This window comes from Bacteroidota bacterium (genome assembly GCA_030706565.1).
GTDB lineage: Bacteria > Bacteroidota > Bacteroidia > Bacteroidales > JAUZOH01 > JAUZOH01.
Genome location: JAUZOH010000029.1, coordinates 1 through 18878, shown reverse-complemented (window position 1 = coordinate 18878; position 18878 = coordinate 1). Strand labels below are relative to the sequence as shown.

Annotated in this window: 19 protein-coding genes; 12 read left to right on the top strand and 7 right to left on the bottom strand. The window is 39.1% G+C overall.

Annotated features, from left to right (window positions below; translation table 11 throughout):
• From Q8907_03180 to tgt, 3 genes are all read right to left on the bottom strand, one after another.
• A partial coding sequence (locus tag Q8907_03180; GenBank protein ID MDP4273264.1) for a carboxyl transferase domain-containing protein occupies positions 1-972 on the bottom strand: 972 nt, incomplete at its 3' end.
• 148 nt (positions 973-1120) lie between these two features.
• Entirely contained in the window at positions 1121-2212 is a 1092-nt protein-coding gene (locus Q8907_03175; protein ID MDP4273263.1) for an LptF/LptG family permease, read from the bottom strand.
• A 107-nt stretch (positions 2213-2319) separates the two neighbouring features.
• Positions 2320-3450, bottom strand: a complete 1131-nt coding sequence (gene tgt, locus Q8907_03170; protein MDP4273262.1) for a tRNA guanosine(34) transglycosylase Tgt — start codon at positions 3448-3450, stop codon at positions 2320-2322.
• 129 nt (positions 3451-3579) lie between these two features.
• Between tgt and Q8907_03165 the strand changes: the two genes are divergently transcribed.
• The 10 genes from Q8907_03165 to Q8907_03120 all read left to right on the top strand — a co-directional run bounded on the left by Q8907_03165 (position 3580) and on the right by Q8907_03120 (position 13317).
• Complete coding sequence (locus Q8907_03165; protein MDP4273261.1) at positions 3580-4716, top strand: glycosyltransferase; 1137 nt, start codon at positions 3580-3582, stop codon at positions 4714-4716.
• Entirely contained in the window at positions 4707-5306 is a 600-nt protein-coding gene (locus tag Q8907_03160) for a sigma-70 family RNA polymerase sigma factor (GenBank protein ID MDP4273260.1), read from the top strand. Before Q8907_03165 ends, Q8907_03160 begins: the two co-directional genes overlap by 10 nt.
• On the top strand, positions 5306-5926 hold the full coding sequence (rsmG, locus tag Q8907_03155) for a 16S rRNA (guanine(527)-N(7))-methyltransferase RsmG (GenBank protein ID MDP4273259.1): 621 nt from the start codon (positions 5306-5308) through the stop codon (positions 5924-5926). Before Q8907_03160 ends, rsmG begins: the two co-directional genes overlap by 1 nt.
• Before the next feature lie 173 nt (positions 5927-6099).
• Complete coding sequence (gene rpmH, locus Q8907_03150) at positions 6100-6261, top strand: 50S ribosomal protein L34 (protein ID MDP4273258.1); 162 nt, start codon at positions 6100-6102, stop codon at positions 6259-6261.
• Between the two features lie 85 nt (positions 6262-6346).
• Positions 6347-7459, top strand: coding sequence for an aminofutalosine synthase MqnE (gene mqnE, locus Q8907_03145; protein ID MDP4273257.1), 1113 nt, complete (start codon positions 6347-6349; stop codon positions 7457-7459).
• A gap of 106 nt (positions 7460-7565) precedes the next feature.
• Positions 7566-8423, top strand: coding sequence for a PASTA domain-containing protein (locus Q8907_03140; protein MDP4273256.1), 858 nt, complete (start codon positions 7566-7568; stop codon positions 8421-8423).
• Positions 8424-8571: 148 nt separating this feature from the next.
• Positions 8572-10368 (top strand): T9SS type A sorting domain-containing protein, encoded by a 1797-nt coding sequence (locus Q8907_03135; protein ID MDP4273255.1) that lies wholly within the window; start codon positions 8572-8574, stop codon positions 10366-10368.
• Between the two features lie 6 nt (positions 10369-10374).
• Positions 10375-11427, top strand: coding sequence for an RluA family pseudouridine synthase (locus Q8907_03130; GenBank protein MDP4273254.1), 1053 nt, complete (start codon positions 10375-10377; stop codon positions 11425-11427).
• Positions 11428-11588: 161 nt separating this feature from the next.
• The gene (locus Q8907_03125; protein ID MDP4273253.1) at positions 11589-12575 is read left to right on the top strand and encodes a D-alanine--D-alanine ligase; all 987 of its coding nucleotides are present in this window, start codon (positions 11589-11591) and stop codon (positions 12573-12575) included.
• A gap of 16 nt (positions 12576-12591) precedes the next feature.
• The gene (locus Q8907_03120) at positions 12592-13317 is read left to right on the top strand and encodes a DUF2271 domain-containing protein (GenBank protein ID MDP4273252.1); all 726 of its coding nucleotides are present in this window, start codon (positions 12592-12594) and stop codon (positions 13315-13317) included.
• A gap of 3 nt (positions 13318-13320) precedes the next feature.
• On the opposite strand, the gene Q8907_03115 is transcribed toward Q8907_03120, so the two are convergent.
• From Q8907_03115 to Q8907_03100, 4 genes are all read right to left on the bottom strand, one after another.
• Complete coding sequence (locus Q8907_03115) at positions 13321-13527, bottom strand: heavy metal-associated domain-containing protein (GenBank protein MDP4273251.1); 207 nt, start codon at positions 13525-13527, stop codon at positions 13321-13323.
• Between the two features lie 49 nt (positions 13528-13576).
• Positions 13577-15787, bottom strand: a complete 2211-nt coding sequence (locus Q8907_03110) for a heavy metal translocating P-type ATPase (GenBank protein MDP4273250.1) — start codon at positions 15785-15787, stop codon at positions 13577-13579.
• A gap of 213 nt (positions 15788-16000) precedes the next feature.
• Entirely contained in the window at positions 16001-16957 is a 957-nt protein-coding gene (locus Q8907_03105; protein MDP4273249.1) for a GNAT family N-acetyltransferase, read from the bottom strand.
• Positions 16958-17040: 83 nt separating this feature from the next.
• Positions 17041-17880 carry a 1-acyl-sn-glycerol-3-phosphate acyltransferase gene (locus Q8907_03100; GenBank protein MDP4273248.1) on the bottom strand — a complete coding sequence of 280 codons (840 nt, stop codon included), beginning with the start codon at positions 17878-17880 and terminating at the stop codon, positions 17041-17043.
• A gap of 297 nt (positions 17881-18177) precedes the next feature.
• Here Q8907_03100 and Q8907_03095 point away from each other — a divergent pair, with 297 nt between their 5' ends.
• Positions 18178-18654 (top strand): division/cell wall cluster transcriptional repressor MraZ, encoded by a 477-nt coding sequence (locus Q8907_03095; GenBank protein MDP4273247.1) that lies wholly within the window; start codon positions 18178-18180, stop codon positions 18652-18654.
• Positions 18651-18878 (top strand): 16S rRNA (cytosine(1402)-N(4))-methyltransferase (gene mraW / locus Q8907_03090; GenBank protein ID MDP4273246.1); only part of this gene is annotated, 228 nt, incomplete at its 3' end. The genes Q8907_03095 and mraW, both read left to right, overlap by 4 nt.

Here is an 18878-nt window from a genome sequence, read left to right as displayed (position 1 = left end):
GTTGCAGACAAATCCCACAGTTTCACCGTTAATTCTGGCAAAACCAATTACAACGTTAGTTGCCCAATATTCCTGAACCTCGAGGAAGTCGGAATCATCAACAATAGCCTTGATTACATTACGGACATCATAAGGTTTGGTCTTGTCTTCGGGTATGATCTCGTCGATATTGTATTCCGGCCTTGGGCTCTTGGGCGGATATTTTTTTGCTTGCTGGGTATTGCTCCAGGGAATGAAAGAAAGCAGCTTTTTAATCTGCTCAAAGCATTCCTCTTCGCTTTCAGCATAAAAATGAGCATTACCGGTAATCTGGCTGTGTACTTTAGCACCGCCCAGGTCTTCAGCTGAGATCTCTTCACCTAAAACGGTTTTAATAACTTCCGGCCCGGTGATAAACATCTTGGAAATTTTGTCAACTACGAAAACGAAGTCGGTCAGTGCAGGGGAATAAACGGCACCGCCTGCGCAGGGGCCAAGAATGACGCTTAGTTGGGGAATTACTCCGGAGGCAATGGTGTTGCGGTAGAAAATTTCACCATATCCGGCCAGGGCATTTACCCCTTCCTGAATACGGGCGCCACCTGAATCATTAATACCGATCAGGGGCATACGTAGTTTAAGGGCATGGTCCATGATCTTGGTGATCTTTTTGGCATGCATCGATCCCAGGGAACCGCCGGCAACGGTAAAATCCTGCGCAAAAATGCCGATCGGATCTCCTTCTATGGTTCCGGTACCGATAACTACTCCGTCGCCATGGAGTACTTTTTTATCCATGCCGAAATCCCGGGCATCATGCTGAACAAAAAGGTCATATTCATTAAAAGAATTGTCATCGACCAGTGAAAGTATTCTGCTGCGTGCAGTCAGCTTGCCCATTGCATGTTGTTTCTCAATGGCTTTTTCACCGCCACCCTGTAGAGCTTCTTCTCGCTTTTTTTGAAGTTCAAGAATTTTCTTTTTTACAGCCATATATTTAAATTTAGTTGAGTGATTCTTGTCCGTAAAAAAGGACAAGTTTTTAAATATTGCCAGAGCTTATAAATGGGAAGTTTTGAAAACTGATATGAAATTTTACTTCCATACTGGCAGAACAAAAATAATGAAAAATAACGAATTGTTACTTTGGAGCCACTTTTAGCAAAAAAAGTGCGATGATTGAAAATATAATATTTGGAATCCAGGCAGCCAATAATGGGCTGAATGTCCCGCTGATAGCAAATTGCGATGAAAATTGGAGGAACAAAATATAGGCGAAACTCAACAATATTCCCAAACCGATTTGCATGCCTATACCTCCCCTGACCTTTCTCGACGACAGGGATACCCCGATCAGGGTAAGGATAAATGTAGAAAGAGGAAAGGCCAGCCTTTTGTCTTTCTCAATAATCAATGCGTCAATATTTTCGGCTCCCTGCATCTTTTGTTCCGCAATATACTTATTTAATTGACTTAAGCTCATGGTTTCCACATAATTATCCCTTCTTCTGAAATCGGAAGGGGTGATGCTCAGGGTCGTGTCTATGCTTGATCCGTTGATAATCTGCTCTTTCAAACCGTTGATATTCCGGATATAATAATTTTTGATAGACCATTTGGATTTTAACGAATCCCAGGTGATATAATCACTCATCAGTTTCGAAATCATCTGCCCGTCTTTATTATATTTTTCTATGGAAAATTTATAGCCTACATTGGTAATATTGCTGTAACTTTCCATGTAGATAAAAACGCCAGGTTTTACCTGTTTGTGGATATTCTGATCGTCAAAGGAAACAGGCTTTTCATGAAGATAATGTTCCTCAAAATCAAGCCGCTTGGCATTTGCATAAGGAAGTACATAATTACTCATCATAAAAGAAAAGGTGGCCAGTATCAAGGCAGACACAAAGTAGGGAACCAGCATACGGTAGAAACTCATTCCACTATTGAGTATAGCAATGATTTCAGTGTTGTATGCCATTTTGGACGTAAAGAAAATTACAGAAATAAATGTAAACAGGGAGCTGAACAATACGGCAAAATAAGGAATGAAGTTCAGGTAGTAGTCGAAAACAATTTGTTTCATCGTTGCGCCTCTCTCCAGAAAATCATCAATCTTTTCGGATATATCAAAAATTACAGCAATGCTAATGATGATGAGTATTGCAAAAATAAAAGTCCCCAAAAACTTTTTTATAATGTACCTGTCTATAAGTTTTAACCCGAACATCCTCATTATTATTAAATAAAGTTCAAATTAAGAAAATTATTTTTCAGAATCAGAATATTTTATCGTTTTTCATGAAAATTAAAACGAAACATCCTGATTATTAATTATTACAACCTGGAAGAAAGAATTTTGACCATTTTTTCTTTCCACGCACTGAATTCTCCGTTAATAATTTTTTCTCTGGCTTGTCCCACCAGCCACAAGTAAAATCCCAGATTATGTATGGTAGCAATCTGGGCGCCAAGCATTTCCTTGGAAATAATTAGGTGGCGCAGGTAAGCTTTTGAATATTGTGTATCGACAAAAGTTGTGCCGTTGTTGTCGATGGGTGAAAAATCATCTCTCCATTTGAGGTTTTTTATATTGATGATTCCTTCGCTGGTAAAAAGCATGCCGTTACGTCCATTTCGGGTAGGCATGACGCAGTCGAACATATCAATTCCCCGGGCTATCCCTTCCAGAATGTTTACCGGAGTACCGACGCCCATCAAATATCTGGGTTTGTCGGCAGGCAGGATTTGATTGACCAGTTCGATCATCTCATACATTTTTTCCACCGGTTCGCCTACCGATAATCCTCCAATTGCATTGCCGCTTCCATTTTGAGAAGCAACAAATTCGGCTGAATGTTGCCGTAAATCTTTATAAATACTTCCCTGTACAATAGGAAACAGGAATTGTTCATGGCCATACTTGGGAGCGGTGGCATTAAATTGTTTGAAACACCTTTCCAGCCAGTGGTGTGTCAGTTCTACCGATTTTTTCGCAGCCTTGTACTCGCAGGGATAAGGCGTACATTCATCAAAAGCCATGATGATATCTCCTCCTATTGACCTTTGAATATCTATCGCCCTTTCAGGAGTAAAAATATGTTTTGAACCGTCTATATGCGAATGGAAAACGGCACCATCCTTACTGAGTTTACGGTTATCGGCCAGGGAAAATATTTGAAATCCCCCGCTGTCGGTCAGTATAGGCTTATCCCATCCCATAAATTTGTGAAGTCCACCTGCTTGTTCCAATATGTCAATTCCCGGCCTCAGGTACAAATGATAGGTATTCCCGAGTATTATTTGAGCTTTTACATCGTTCCCAAGTTCCCGCTGATGAACCCCTTTAACACTTCCGGCTGTCCCTACCGGCATAAAAATAGGAGTCTGGATAATTCCATGGTCTGTCACTATCTGGCCTGCACGCGCCCTGGTTTGTTTGTCTGTATTTATTAAGGTAAATTTCACTTACTATAAATTTGGGCTGCAAAGATAATACTATTTATAAACAAAAAATGATGACTTATCCCCACAACATTTGTTTTAGACTAAAATCTTTAATAAAATTGCAGTTTCATTCTATAACTTTTTTCTAACGTGGAAATATTTGATTTAAAGATAGATATATTGAGTCTGGTATTGCTGGGTACTTTTATTTTGAGTTTACTCATCCAGCTATTTTACTATTTGTGTTTTTACATGAGGGTACCTGTTTTTAAGGGGTATAAAGAAAAAGCCGGGAAATTACCCGTTTCTGTTATTATTTGTGCAAAGAATGAAGCAGAAAACCTCAGAAAAAATTTACCTACCATACTTGAACAGGATTATTCAGAATATGAGGTGGTTGTGGTGGATGATTGCTCCTCTGATGATACCGAATTGGTTTTAAGGCAGTTTAAGGAGAAATATCCAAGGTTAAAAACCACTCAGATCAAACAGGATGACAAATTCTCTCACGGGAAAAAGCTGGCCCTGACCATAGGGATAAAGGCTGCGACTTATGAATGGCTGGTGATGACCGATGCCGATTGCTATGTTAAAAGCAAAATGTGGCTGGCTAATATTGAACAGAATTTTACGGATGATGCACAAGTTGTGCTTGGTTACGGGAAGTATGAACCCAGGAAAGGCTTCTTGGACAAGATCATTCGTTACGATACTTTTTTTATTGCATTGCAATATTTTTCTTTTGCCCGTGCAGGTGTGCCTTATATGGGGGTAGGCCGGAATCTGGCTTATCGTAAATCCCTGTTTTTTAAAAACAGGGGGTTTGCAACCCATGCACAGGTGCTTTCTGGGGATGATGATTTGTTTATCAATGAAGTTGCTAAAAAATCAAATACCCGGATTGAAATTTCTCCTGAGAGCCATACTTATTCCATCCCTGAAGAAAGCTTCAACGATTGGACCAATCAGAAAAAGAGGCATTTTACCACATCCAAGTTTTATAAAACTAAGCATAAAGTATTATTAGGGCTTGAAGTCGTGAGCCGCTCCCTGTTTTATATTTCCTTTGCCTTGTTACTCTGTTTTAAAGTGTTCCTCTTATATGTGATAGGCGCTTTTATTTTAAGGTTAATCCTTCAGTTTACAATTTTTAAAAATTCTATGAAACATTTGGGTGAAAAAAAATTATTACTATTTTCGCTTTTGCTTGATATATTTATGCCATATATACAGCTGTCTATCATATTGGTTAACTCAGTCACTTCAAACAGAAATAGATGGAAATAAGCGCCAATCTTTCAGATAAAGCACAAAAGGATTTTGAATTGGTTATGCAAGCTCTTGATGGCGATCAAAAAGCTTATGCTGTTTTGATGGACCATTATAGAGATGCCATATATTTTATGCTGCTGAAAATGGTGAATAATCCAAGTGATGCAGAAGACCTGACAATCGAGGCATTTGGCAAGGCTTTTAATAATATCAAACAATATACGCCCAATTTTGCTTTCAGTACCTGGCTTTTTAAAATTGCCACCAACAATGCCATTGATTTTATGAGGAAAAAGAAAGCCAGTAATCTTCCTCTTGAACATACCAACGAAAATGAAGAAACCATTCCCATTTCGGTTAATTCGGATTTGCCCGATCCTGAAGAAAATCTGATCATCAAGCAAAAAGTTAAACTGATGAGGAATGTTGTCTTGAAACTCAAGCCCCGTTATCGCAAGTTAATCGAGTTGCGTTATTTTCAGGAATTATCTTACGAGGAAATATCTGATGAGCTGGATTTGCCTATTGGTACAGTGAAAGCACAATTGTTCAGGGCTAGGGAGCTTCTTTATAACATTATCAAAAATCTTGGCGAGCATATCTGATGCAAATTATCCAGAAATATTTTCCAAACTTAACAGATAAACAAATTTATCAGTTCGGTTTATTGTTTGATTTGTATCAATATTGGAATGAGCGGATTAACGTGATTTCCCGTAAGGATATAGAGAATTTGTACGAACATCATGTATTGCATTCCCTGGCTATTGCCCGGGTAATTGAATTTGCAGAAGGGGCATCCATACTTGATGTTGGAACCGGAGGCGGATTTCCCGGCATACCCCTGGCTATACTTTTCCCTGAGGCAAAATTTACCCTGGTGGATTCAATTGGGAAAAAAATCAAAGTGGTTCAGGCTGTGGCCGGTGGGATTGGTCTTTCCAATTGCAAGCCTGTTCAGGCACGGGCAGAGAGCCTGAATGAAAAATTTGATTTTGTCGTTTCGAGGGCTGTTTCTACTTTGCCTGAATTCGTTAAGTTAGTTAATAATAAAATAAACAGGGGAGGTAAACATCTGTTGCCCAATGGAATACTGTATCTGAAGGGTGGAGATGTTGCTGATGAAGTAAAACCTTACAAAAACAAGGTGAAAATTTTTGATATCAGTAATTTTTTTACAGAACCTTTTTTTGAAACCAAAAAGGTTATTTATCTCCCTTTTTAATTTGGGAAAATATCTTGCAAAGTGGCCTAAAATTAGGATTTGCTGCCGGTTGATTGAAATAATTCAAACAAAAAGAAAAAATTATCGAAACAATTTTTTGTAAGAAAGAAAAAAGGTTTACTTTTGCAATCTCAAAGAAGAAAACAGCAATATAATTAAAAATATTATTTCAGATGAAACGAACATTTCAACCCTCAATAAAAAAGAGAAAAAACAAACACGGATTTAGAGAGAGAATGGCTACAGCAAACGGCCGGAGAGTTTTAGCTGCCCGTCGTGCCAAAGGAAGAAAAAAACTTACAGTTTCTGATGAAGCTTGCTGCAGAAGGAAGTAATTCTGTGTTTTGAAATTTGAAGATATTTGAAAAGAGAGTAAAGGGTAAATTGCCTTTTACTCTTTTTTATTTAAATTCATTGATAATGAACGAGTTTCTGCAGGAGCAAATTTTAAGTGACGAAAGCGAACATATTGCTTCAATTGCCAAAAAGGTTTTTTCGGGACAAAGAATTACCTGTGAGGAAGGTCTGGTTTTGTATAAAGATGCCAGCCTGGGGCTTTTAGGAATGCTGGCCAATTATGTGAAAGAAAAAATCAGTGGCGATCAGGTTTTCTTCAATAGGAATATCCATATTGAACCTACCAATATTTGCATTTATCATTGCCGTTTTTGTTCTTATTCACGAAAGAAAGGAGAGGAGGGCAGTTGGGAATACAGCAGGGAGCAAATGCTGAAAGTTATTTCTGATCATAAAGACCAACACATTACTGAGGTTCATATCGTCGGAGGAGTACATCCGGACCGGGATATACATTATTATGGCGAATTGATCCGCGAAGTGAAAAAAATCATTCCCGGTGTGCAGGTCAAAGCATTTTCGGCTATTGAACTCGATTATATGATTAGAAAGGCCGGATTATCCATTAAAGAGGGTTTGGCCCTTTTGAAAGAATGTGGACTGGATTCAATTCCCGGCGGAGGTGCTGAAATTTTTGATCCTGCTGTCAGGCAAAAGATCTGTGGTGAAAAAACTTCAGCCGGTTTGTGGCTGGATATCCATGAAACGGCACACCGGTTGGGCATTCCTTCAAACGCAACCATATTGTACGGGCATATTGAAACATACCAAAACCGCATAGACCACCTGGATCGTTTAAGAACATTGCAGGATAAAACAAAGGGATTTAATGCTTTTATCCCCTTAAAATTCAGGATGAAAGGCAATTCGCTTTCTTCCCTTGGTGAAGTGATCCCTGTTGAAGATTTAAGGAATTTTGCAGTTTCCCGTATCTTTCTGGATAATATTCCTCATCTGAAAGCTTATTGGCCCATGTTAGGCAAAAATCTGACACAACTGGCCCTGGGTTTTGGCGTGGATGATATAGACGGAACTATTGATGATACCACAAAAATATATTCAATGGCCGGGGCCGAGGATGAACATCCGGTTATGACTATTGACGAAATGCAGCAAATTGCAGCAAATGCAAACCGCAAGCTGGTCGAAAGGGACACTTTTTATCATGCAGTTTGATCCCTTTTTTGTTGGAAATCATATTTATTCCGCTATTTTTACTTTCTCGTATTATAATTTTATCTTTGTTCCATACGTTTATAGTTAACCAATTTGCTTTTCAATCATGAAGGAAATTTATAACTTCATTTGTTCAAAACTTTTTTTTAAGCATTTTTTAATTGCCTGTTCCATACTGATCGGTTTTGTTATCGTGGTCATGTTTGCCTTGAAGATATATACTCATCATGGCCAGGCTTTTATCGTACCTCAGCTAAAAGGCTTAACCGTAGAGGAAGCAGCGCAAATATTGGCTGATAAAGGTTTGAATTACCAGGTAATTGATTCTGTTTTTCGTCCTGATATGAAAAAGGGAGTCATTGTTGAGCAAAATCCCCCTGCCAATTTTAAAGTAAAGGCCAACCGGACAATTTTCCTGACTGTCAACGCAATGAATGCTGCAAAGATAAAAATGCCTGATTTGGTCGGCCTTTCGTTGCGTCAGGCCAAATCTACTATTGAAGCACAGGGTTTAATCATGGGCAATATTAGTTATGCACCGGATATTGCGCTAAATATTGTTTTAAATCAAAAAATAAACGGAAATATTGTTTCAGCAGGTATTGATGTGGAAAAAGGTTCGGTTGTTGATCTTGTTTTGGGCTCAGGAAATGCAAGCGGCCAGTTGACTGTTCCCGAACTGTTGGGCTTGACTCTTGACAACGCCAAACATATTCTGGAAAATGCCATGTTGAACCTAGGTACGATTACTTTCGACAAGACCGTAAAAAGCCCGCAGGATAAAGCAACAGCTGTGATATGGAAACAAGATCCCATGCCGGATGGGAATAGTGAATCTCCTGAGCGGGGATCATCCGTAAATCTTTGGCTGACAAAAGATGTCAATAAAGTATCAACTGAATCTCCTAAAGAAACTTCTCCTGGTTCTACTCAGAAAGAAAGTGATGAAGAAGATAACTTTTAAAATTTTTTTTTACTTAGTTTTTGCTGTTTTTTTTAGTAACAGTATTTTTTCTCAACCCGTTCTTTCAGGGCTAGAGGAAAATCCTGTTATAAAAAAATTTACTTTATCCCATTTCACTAAAAAAGATTTAGTTCAGGATACGCTTCAATTGCCCTTTATAGATGACTTTTCTGATTCATATATTTTTCCTGATCAACACCGGTGGGCCGATCAGAATGTTTATATCAATAACCAATATGGTGTCAATCCCATTTCGATAGGTGTAGCTACCTTTGATGCCCTCGATCGTAACGGGAAGATTTATGACAATGCTTCCAATACGCCTGGCCAAGCTGATTTTTTAACTTCACTTCCGGTTAATTTGGCTTATACCCCCAAGGACAGCATTTATCTTAGTTTTTTTTACCAGCCTCAGGGATTAGGCGATTCTCCTGAAGAAGGAGATTCACTTGTTTTGCAGTTTTATTCACCGGTTGATGGGCAATGGCAAACACAATGGCGCGCAAGTTTTCATCTCTCCGATTCATCCTCGCGGGAATATTACGGCAATTCGGCAATACCCAAGGTTTTTAAACCTGCCGGCACTTCCCCTTCTGATACCTTCAGGTGTGTCATGATTCCGATCAGGGATGCCCGGTTTTTGCAAAAAGGTTTCAAATTTAGATTTTTTAACCTGGTTTCTTTTTCATCGAGCATCTCTGATCCGGGGAAGAAAAGCAATTGCGATATCTGGAACCTGGATTATGTTTATCTGAACAAAAACAGAAAATATTCGGATACCATCATGAACGATGTTGCCCTTGTAAGTTCCACGGGATCCCTTTTACGGACCTACGAATCTGTGCCCTGGAAACATTTTCCCAATGCTTATATTACGGAATTGAAGCCAACCATCCCTATTGCATACCGGAATAATTCAAATACGGTTAAGAATGTATGGCGAAAGTTTGTTTTGAAAGATTTGTATAAAAATGTTACTTCTTCCGTTATTGAAGGAGGCAACATCAATGTGGAACCTCAAACCCGGGTGTTATACAATGAAGATTTATCGACCGATATTTTTGATGTGGATGCCCTTGATTCCGCCAAATTTCAAATTACAAGTTATTTGATAACCGGGGATTTCGACTATAAAAGCAATGATACTGCAAGATATTTGCAGGTCTTTAAAAATTATTATGCTTACGATGACGGGAGTGCGGAACTGGGTTTCGGCATCAGTGGAAGGGGCGCTTCCAATTCAATGACTGCCTGCAAATTTACGCCATGCAAATCGGATACTCTGCGGGGTGTTTATATTTATTTCAACCGCACGCTGAACAACTATTCCGGACAGTTGTCATTTTACCTTACTGTCTGGAAGGACAATAACGGGATGCCTGGTGATACTATCTGCTGCAGGCCGGGCTTTAAACCGCTCTATGCCGATAGCCTGAACCAGTTTATTTATTATCCGCTTGATACGGCTATTTATATTAAACAAAATCAGCCCTTTTACATAGGATTGAAGCAGGTCAGCGAAGACTTCCTGAATATTGGTTTTGATGTAAATAAAAACAACAAAGGCAAATATTTTTGTTATTATGAGGCAAGTTGGCATGATTTCCCTTATAACGGCTCGTTAATGATACGTCCGGTTTTTAGCATGAAAGCGATTTCCAACCCCCAAACCGGCATTCAACAAAATGAAACAGAAAATATCTCCCGGGATTTTTCTGTTTATCCCAATCCGGCTTCAACCTTGATCAATTTAAGTTTTAAAGACGGGACGGATTTGTCCAGGGTTCATGTTTCAATTTATAATCTTTCCGGAAAGCTGATGTATTCGGCTTTGGGTTATTCGTCTCCTGTTGACATATCAGGCTTTTCAAACGGACTATATATCGTCAGGGTTACCGATGAGCATAGTTACAGTACTGCAAAAAAAATTATCGTTTCTCATTAATATTCCATGACAGAAATTTTAAACCAGGAAGAAGAAATACAGGATCAGGGCGAACTTTATGAACACCACCATTTTGTTGTGGACAATGGCCAGGCTCCCATACGTATTGATAAGTTTATTGTGAACCGCCTGCAGGGCATTTCACGCAATAAGATACAATGTGCCACTGATGCAGGGAATATCCTGGTGAACGGAAATCCTGTGAAATCAAGTTATAAGGTCAGACCCGGTGACGAGATTTCAATTGTCATGGCCTACCCGCCTAAAGAGTTTGAGCTTATCCCTGAAGATATTCCTATAAATATTATTTATGAAGATGATGATTTGTTGGTAGTCAACAAGGAAGCAGGGATGGTGGTGCATCCCGGTTTTGGAAATTTTACAGGGACTCTGTTAAATGCCCTTGCCTGGCATCTGAAAGATTTACCTCTTTTCCAGAATGGTGATGCCAGGCCTGGTTTGGTTCACCGTATTGATAAGGATACCTCGGGCATATTGGTAGTGGCTAAAACAGAACTGGCTGCCAACAAGCTGGCCAGGCAATTTTTCGACCATTCCATTGATCGAAAATACCAGGCATTGGTTTGGGGCGATTTTAAAGAGGATGAAGGCACCATTGAAGGCAATATCGGCCGAAGTCCGAGGGACCGCACCAAAATGTGCGTTTTTGATGATGCTTCTGAAGGGAAGACTGCCATTACCCATTATAAAGTACTCGAACGTTTTGGTTATGTCACTTTGATAGAATGTGTCCTTGAAACCGGCCGCACCCACCAGATCCGGGTTCATTTAAAACATAAGGGACATCCTCTGTTTAATGACGAAACTTATGGTGGAAATATAATTCTGAAGGGTACAACTTTTAGTAAGTACAAGCAGTTCATACAAAATTGTTTCAAGATTCTGCCACGCCAGGCCCTTCATGCCAAATCGCTTGGATTCATTCATCCTGCTACCGGAAAATATGTGTTTTTTGATTCTGAGCTTCCTGCTGACCTGAAAGAAGTATTGGAGAAATGGAGGAATTATACCATTAATAGAAATAATACTGATTTTTAACTGTGGGATTAGTCCAAATTTGCTTTGGACTATTTTCATTCTAAACGGCCAATATTCTTATACTCTTTAAGGAAAAAGCAAGGTTTTTATTAATTTTGCATAGTTTTTTGAAGAACCTGAAATCATACAGGCTTAGTGTTGTATTGTAAATAATTAGACTTATGAAAAAAAATATTGCCATTATAGCTGGAGGAAATTCTGCTGAATCCGTCATTTCATTGAAAAGTGCAGAGCAATTAAGTACCCAGATTGATAAAGACCTTTATCAGACTTATATCATTTATATAAAAGGTACCGATTGGAAAGCGAAAGGTGAAGATTTTGAAGGCGTTCAGGTCAACAAGAATGACTTCAGCATTGAAATAAATGGGCAAAAAATCACTTTCGACTGTGCATTGATGGCTATACATGGAAATCCTGGAGAAGACGGTCATTTGCAGGGGTATTTTGATATGATGGAATTACCTTATACTTCATGCGATATGCTGACCTCTGCACTTACTTTCGATAAATATGTCTGCAAGAATTATTTGCGACAGTTCGGAATTTGTACTGCCAATGCCATTCTGGTAAGGAAGGGGCAGAATCAGGTCAATCCTGAGGATGTTGTGAAGGAATTACATTTACCCCTCTTTGTAAAACCCAATAAGAATGGCTCTAGTGTAGGTGTAACAAAAGTAAAGGTTGCAGAACAGATTATTCCTGCTATTGAGAAAGCTTTTGTTGATGATGATGAGGTTATTATTGAGGAGTTTATTGAAGGAACCGAAATCACTTGCGGCTTGATCAAAGCTCAAAATAAAAAACTTATTTTCCCTATCACTGAGATCGTTTCTAAAAATGAGTTCTTTGATTACGAAGCCAAGTATCAGAATGGATTTAGCCAGGAAATTACTCCTGCCCGCATTGACCAGAAAGTCGAAGAAGATTGCAAAAATATTGCCTCTGAAATTTATGATGTGCTGAATTGCAAGGGTATAGTCAGAGTTGATTATATTTTCAGCAAGGATAAATTATATTTCCTGGAAATCAACACAGTTCCCGGAATGAGCGAGAGCAGTATTGTTCCCAAACAGATTCGCACAGCCGGAATGACCATGAAAGAAGTGTTGACTTTGTTGATTGAGGATTCCATTTCGAGAAAGTAAAAAATATTCCCTGGATATGAAAAAACCTGAAGTTTTCCTTTGTCTTTTTGTAATGGCTTTTGCGTTGGGAAGCTGTTCTGTGAAAAAGAATCTTCAGGTTGAAAAAGGGAATATCCGTGTTGAGATCAGGCAGGGGGAAGCATGGGTACATAAGTTCCCTTTGTTTGCAGGTATTTCAGTAAAAACCAGGCCTCAAATGGCCATTTGGATTGAGGATACTGCGGGTAATTATGTTTCAACCCTTTTTGTGTCTAAAAAAGTTGCTACCCAGGGCTGGGTATTCAGTCATGGCAGCAGGCGCCAGGAAGCTCTTCCTTATTGGGAGCATAAAAGAGGGACACAATATGCCGATGGCCTGTATCTTCCAACAAAAGACAATCCGATACCTGACGGCGTAACCGGAGCAACACCTAAAGCTGGTTTTTCTGTTGATTTGAAGACTGATGAAAAACGGCTTCAAAAATTTGTCGTAGTTGCTGAGTTCAACCAGTCGGCCGATTACAATGATTTTTATAAAAAAACAACCGGAATCAAGAAGTCCGGTCAGTCGGAAAATGTCAGCGGGCAACCTGCCGTTGTGTATAAAGTAAAGGTTGACTTGCAATCCGGGGTAAAAGTTTTCCCTTTAACACTGGTTGGCCATAGCAGTGAGGATGGCAGTGACGGGAATTTATACCCCGACCTTTCCCACCTTACTACAGCCAAAGATATTGTTTGGATCATTAACGTGAACGTGCAATAATTCCTATTTGATTTCTGCTTTGTAACCTACCTGGCCGAGTAATTTCTGAACCTCTTCGGGTTTTATTTCACCTTCAACAACGAGGGTCCTTTCGGGATCATTCAGGTCGACCTTCCATTTATTTATATTTTTTTCCTTGTCGAGAACTGGTGCGACTTTGGCTATACAGCCATTGCATTTGATGTTGGTTTTGAATTTTAATTCTGCCATGATATTATTGTTTAATTTATAAGTATTTTCTGATAATTATCTGCTTCTTTTATAATTTCCTGGTGCGTAAACGCAGGCTGTTGCTTACTACTGAAACCGAACTTAGCGCCATTGCTGCACTTCCTATCATCGGGTTCAGCAGAAACCCGAAAAATGGGAATAAGGCTCCGGCAGCAACCGGTATGCTGATCAGGTTGTAAACGAAAGCCCAAAAGAGGTTTTGCCTGATGGTCTTTACCGTTTCTTTTGACAGCCTGATGGATTTTACAATTTGCAAGAGGTCGGAGTTGACCAAAGTTATTTTGGCGACATCCATGGCAACATCACTACCGTTGCCCATGGCAATACTCAGGTCGGCCAATGCCAGTGCTTCAGAATCGTTGATCCCGTCGCCAACCATCGCCACTGTTTTGCCATTTTTTTGAAGCTCTTTGATAAATAAAGCTTTTTCATCAGGCAGGACACTTGCTTTGTAACGGTTGATCCCGGTTTGCCTGGCTATGGCTGCAGCCGTACTTTCGTTGTCTCCTGTAAGCATAATGACTTCTATCCCCATCTGCTTAAAAGCTTCTATGGCTTTTGGGGTTGTGGCTTTGATGGTATCAGCAATTTCAAAGACACTGAGAATTTCCGACTGAGAAGCGAAATAAATTCTGGTTTTTCCATTATTTTTTATGGCTTCCTCTTTTCCTTCGTAAAAGGTTTTTAGTTCCAGTCCATTATCTTCCATGAATTGTTCATTTCCTGCAAAATAAACTTTTCCATCTGCTTCAGCTTTAATCCCTCTTCCGGTAATGCTCTCGAAATGATCTATTTCAATTGGCTCCTTTTTTTTGTTTTTTAGCATGTTTACCAAGGCCTCAGAGAGTGGATGTTCTGAAAGACTTTCAATGGAAAGCAATATATTTTCGTATGATTCCTGATTTCTGACATTGGAACTCCAAATGGAATGTACAACCTCAGGCTTTCCGAGAGTAAGTGTACCGGTTTTATCCAGCACAATAGTATCCACTTTATGGGCAGTTTCAAGGCTTTCGGCATCTTTAACAAGAATGCCGTTTTTGGCTCCTTTCCCAATGCCGACCATGACTGCCGTAGGTGTTGCAAGGCCAAGGGCACAGGGGCAGGCAATGATCAAAACAGTAACCATTGAAAGAAAGGCATGGGTAAGACTTTGAGGAACTCCTGAAAAATACCAGATTAAAAAAGTCAAAAGGGAAATGGAAATAACCACGGGTACAAATATGCCGGCAATTTTATCTGCAAGTTTTTGCACGGGTGCCTTACTGCCCTGAGCTTCTTCAACAGTTTTGATGATGTGTGCCAGGATAGTTTCTTTTCCGACTTTTTCGGCAATGATGCGAATACTTCCTTTCTGGTTCAATGTGCCGGCAAAAACCGGGTCATTTTTCAGTTTTTCGGAAGGAATTGATTCTCCGTTGATGGTGCTTTCGTCCACAAAAGAACTTCCCCATTCAACTTTACCATCAACCGGTATCCTTTCGCCAGGGTGAATAATGACAAGGTCGCCAGTTAAAAGCTCTTCGGTCGGCAGTTCTACTTCTTTTCCCTCTCTGATAACCTTAACTGTCAGGGGTTGCAGCTTCATCAGATCTTTGATGGCCTGGGAAGTCTTTGACTTGGCTTTTTCTTCCAACATCCTGCCCAAGAGAATAAAAGCAATGATTACAGCAGCAGCCTCGAAATAAATATGAGGTTCTAAACCTTGGCTAATGAAGAATTGAGGATAAAATGTGTTGAATGTGCTGAAAAGAAAAGCTATTCCCGTACTCATTGCCACCAGGGTATCCATATTGGTTTTCAGGTGTTGGGCCTGTTTCAGGGCATTGACGAAAAATACCCTTCCAAATATAAAAATTACAGGAACTGCCAGAAGAAACTGGAGATAGCCCGAATAGCGCCATTTCATTCCTAAGAGCATGGAGATAGCCAGGAGTGGAAAAGCAAATGCAACAGCCCCTAAGGTGTTGTTTTTTAGTTTTTTATATTCCGAACTTCGAATGGCTTCAAGGTTTTTTTGTTCGCTTTGATCGATAAGCAGGTCATAACCTATAGATACCACGGCTTTTTTTATGTCATCCAGATGGATTTTGTCCGGCTGATATTCAATAAAAACATTATTGTTTGCAAAATTAACAGAATTTCTCAGCACGCCATTCAGCGATCCAATGGTGGTTTCTATTGACGAAGCGCAGGCGGTGCAGCTCATTCCGGTAACCGGTATTGTTACTTTCTCCATAGTTTATAAATGTAAACTCCTGTGTTTAATTTTATTTCAGCCAAAATAATTTTTGGCATCAGAGTGAATTATTTATTAAAACAATTATGGAGAGCTGAAAGTTTATAAAATTCCGGAATTTTATCAGTATGCAAGTATATTTTCACCACCTTCAATAGATTTTAAGGATGAAGGTGATGAAAAAAAGGGGTAAAAAAGAATAAAATGATGTGCTTATATTTCTTTTTTTGTTTTCAATATATACTTAACCCGTTGATAGGTAGAGATATGCCGTTCTATCTTGTTGATATATAAATCCTTCATGGTAATCATGATGCCTGTTTCTTCCACATCGCCGAATTCATCATTGATCATGGTTCCAAATGTTTTCATGGTCGGGGAAAGATTCATATAAGCATTAATCAGCGGAGGTATTCTTTCGCCACAGTCTCTCACATGTTTGGAAAGAATTTTATAATCTTCCAGATAAGTTTTCCCGGTAAATATTTTACTGAATTCCTCTTTATCAATTTGAGTGTCCAGTGATTTTTTTGGAGTTACAAGACTTTCGCGGTCACCAAAATGTTTATCGAGAAAATAAAGGATATAATTCCGTGCTACGGGAGTGTAGGTGGGATACATCGTAACTTTTCCAAAGAAATATTTCATTTGTGGGTTGTCTACCATAATAGCACCCAGGCCGTCCCATAGATTGTCCAGCGCATACAATGATTTTCTGGCTCTGTTGGTCGACTGGTAAGCAGGTTGTACAAAGGAACGGCCAAGCTCTATGGTATAGGGCCAGTATTCCTTTAAAAAAGTTTCTGAAAAATTAAACAGGTGGGAGGAAGCAATTCTGTCTGTAGAATTATTTTCTCTTTCAGGATTGGAAATAAAGAAACGGTAACCGCCTAAAATTTCCTTATGCTGTGGATCCCAGACAATAAGCTGTTTATAAGTATCGGGATCTTTGTCAAAATGATCTATATCTACTTCTTCACCAGTGCCTCCGCCTCCCAGCCTGAAGCTGATTTCTCTCAGGCGGCCTACTTCGCGCATCAGATTTGGCGAATCCTTACAGGTGAAAACATAAATTTCATTATGCGCTTTATTGGTGATTCTTACAAATTTATCCTTTGTAAGTTCTTTCCTGAGCACTTCTTTGGCAACTGGAGGAATGATCTCTTTCATTTTTTCAACTTTTAAACGGTTAAAAGTAAAAAAAAAAATAATGTATGCTCGATTAATATAAATTTACTTACAAAAATTCAATTTTAAACTGTTTTTTCTGCCAGTTTATAAACTTTCCTTTTTATCTCTTCAGCCCATTCTTTCAGCGATTTATCCCTGTTAAAGTCGGTATAGGGAACAGGTTTGCCGAATATAACGGTGATGGTTTCATTTCTATGCCTGAAAGTTTCGTCGGGCAGAAAAAACATTTCCAGATTTGATTTAATCCTGAAAAATTTCCGCAGGTTGGCTAAGGTGTAAAAGAAATTAGTATTGCGCCCGTCGAAATGTACAGGGATAACGTCACGCTTATATTCAATGGCTTTGGATATGAAATTTTTCTTCCATTCAAGGTCTTGAATAACCCCTTTTTGTCTGCGCGAAACCAAACCTGCCGGAAAGGTTAAAACCTGCGCATTCCCTGCGTATACTTCCTCAATTAATTCCACATTTCCCCTTGATTGTGCCCCATGTTTGTTGATGGGAACAAAAAGAGGGTCAAAAACTCTGAGGTTCATCAATAGGTCATTCACCAAAAAACGCAATTCTGGGTAATAATTGTTTAATACGGCGAGCAATACTATTCCATCAAAACCACCTAGCGGATGGTTGGAGGCAAAGATAAAACGCCCGTCGGCCGGAAGATTTTCAGCCCCTTTTACTTCAACTTTTACATTAAATTTTTTGATGACGGCTTTTGCAAAATCTATACCTCTTTTATCTCCATGCTCCTCAAGAATTTCATTTACAAAATCAACATGGACTATCCGTTTAATCAGACCATACACAAAACCCGGCAACAAACTGGCCAATTTGGGGTTTTTGTTGTAAAAAAGTTTCTTTATATCAATAGGCTCAATTCTGCTGTTTACTTCCTGATTCATTCTTTTAGATAATTTGCGTGGTAATAATAAAACTCCCTTATCTGAATTTTGTTTTGGGCATTCGGATTGTGAAAAAATTTTTTCAAAATTCCGGAATAAAATTTCCGGCAAATTTGGACTAAAAATAGATAAATTTTCCTAATATTTTCAGGGTTTTTCGGTTTTTCAGCCTTTAATTTTTGTAATCCTTACGAAACATTAAAAAAAAAGTTATCAACAATGTGGTAAAAAATGGTAAAAAATGGTAAAGTGTGGTAAAAGTTTTTATATTTTTACAAGGTAAAATATAAATAGTCTATGGCCACATTTATAGGAGATTATACTTGCAAAGTCGATTCAAAAGGGAGAATTATGCTTCCGGCGGCTTTTAAAAGGCAGATGCCTTCTGCCTTGCAGGATAGATTTGTGGTTAAAAAGGACATATTTGAGAAGTGCCTGGTGTTATATCCCATGGATGAGTGGGAAAGGCAAGTTAGTCTTATTCGTGCGCGGACTAATCCTTATAATAAGGAGCACAGTCGTTTTTTGAGGGAATTTTTTAAGAATACGGCAGAACTGGTACTGGATGCGACCAACAGGCTTTTAATTCCTGCGCATTTGCTGGAACTTTCAGAAATTTTCCAGGATGTGGTTCTGGCTGGTCAGGATGGTAAAATTGAAATCTGGGCTAAGGATTTATATCAGAATTTAGGCCTTGGCGAAGATGAGTTTGCAACATTGGCTGAGAAAATTTTAGGAAACGGTTTAAATAACCAGGAAACACAAATGCCATGAAATACCACACACCTGTACTGCTGAATGAGAGCCTGGAGGGATTAAATATTAATCCTGCAGGTATTTATGTAGATCTTACGTTTGGAGGAGGAGGGCATTCGCGTGAAATCCTAAACCGTCTTACGACAGGAAAACTTTTTGCTTTCGATCAGGATGCGGATGCTCAGGCAAATATTCTGCCTGATGAGCGTTTTACTTTTATAGGTCAGAATTTCAGGTATATG

Excerpts from the sequence above, each read along its gene's own strand:
- Q8907_03120 (MDP4273252.1), top strand. The coding sequence starts at position 12,592 with ATGAAAAAACCTGAAGTTTTCCTTTGTCTTTTTGTAATGGCTTTTGCG.
- Q8907_03130 (MDP4273254.1), top strand. The coding sequence starts at position 10,375 with ATGACAGAAATTTTAAACCAGGAAGAAGAAATACAGGATCAGGGCGAA.
- Q8907_03095 (MDP4273247.1), top strand. The coding sequence starts at position 18,178 with ATGGCCACATTTATAGGAGATTATACTTGCAAAGTCGATTCAAAAGGG.
- Q8907_03115 (MDP4273251.1), bottom strand. The coding sequence starts at position 13,527 with ATGGCAGAATTAAAATTCAAAACCAACATCAAATGCAATGGCTGTATA.
- rsmG (MDP4273259.1), top strand. The coding sequence starts at position 5,306 with ATGCAAATTATCCAGAAATATTTTCCAAACTTAACAGATAAACAAATT.
- Q8907_03105 (MDP4273249.1), bottom strand. The coding sequence starts at position 16,957 with ATGAAAGAGATCATTCCTCCAGTTGCCAAAGAAGTGCTCAGGAAAGAA.
- Q8907_03110 (MDP4273250.1), bottom strand. The coding sequence starts at position 15,787 with ATGGAGAAAGTAACAATACCGGTTACCGGAATGAGCTGCACCGCCTGC.
- rpmH (MDP4273258.1), top strand. The coding sequence starts at position 6,100 with ATGAAACGAACATTTCAACCCTCAATAAAAAAGAGAAAAAACAAACAC.
- Q8907_03175 (MDP4273263.1), bottom strand. The coding sequence starts at position 2,212 with ATGTTCGGGTTAAAACTTATAGACAGGTACATTATAAAAAAGTTTTTG.
- Q8907_03140 (MDP4273256.1), top strand. The coding sequence starts at position 7,566 with ATGAAGGAAATTTATAACTTCATTTGTTCAAAACTTTTTTTTAAGCAT.
- Q8907_03160 (MDP4273260.1), top strand. The coding sequence starts at position 4,707 with ATGGAAATAAGCGCCAATCTTTCAGATAAAGCACAAAAGGATTTTGAA.
- mqnE (MDP4273257.1), top strand. The coding sequence starts at position 6,347 with ATGAACGAGTTTCTGCAGGAGCAAATTTTAAGTGACGAAAGCGAACAT.
- Q8907_03100 (MDP4273248.1), bottom strand. The coding sequence starts at position 17,880 with ATGAATCAGGAAGTAAACAGCAGAATTGAGCCTATTGATATAAAGAAA.
- Q8907_03125 (MDP4273253.1), top strand. The coding sequence starts at position 11,589 with ATGAAAAAAAATATTGCCATTATAGCTGGAGGAAATTCTGCTGAATCC.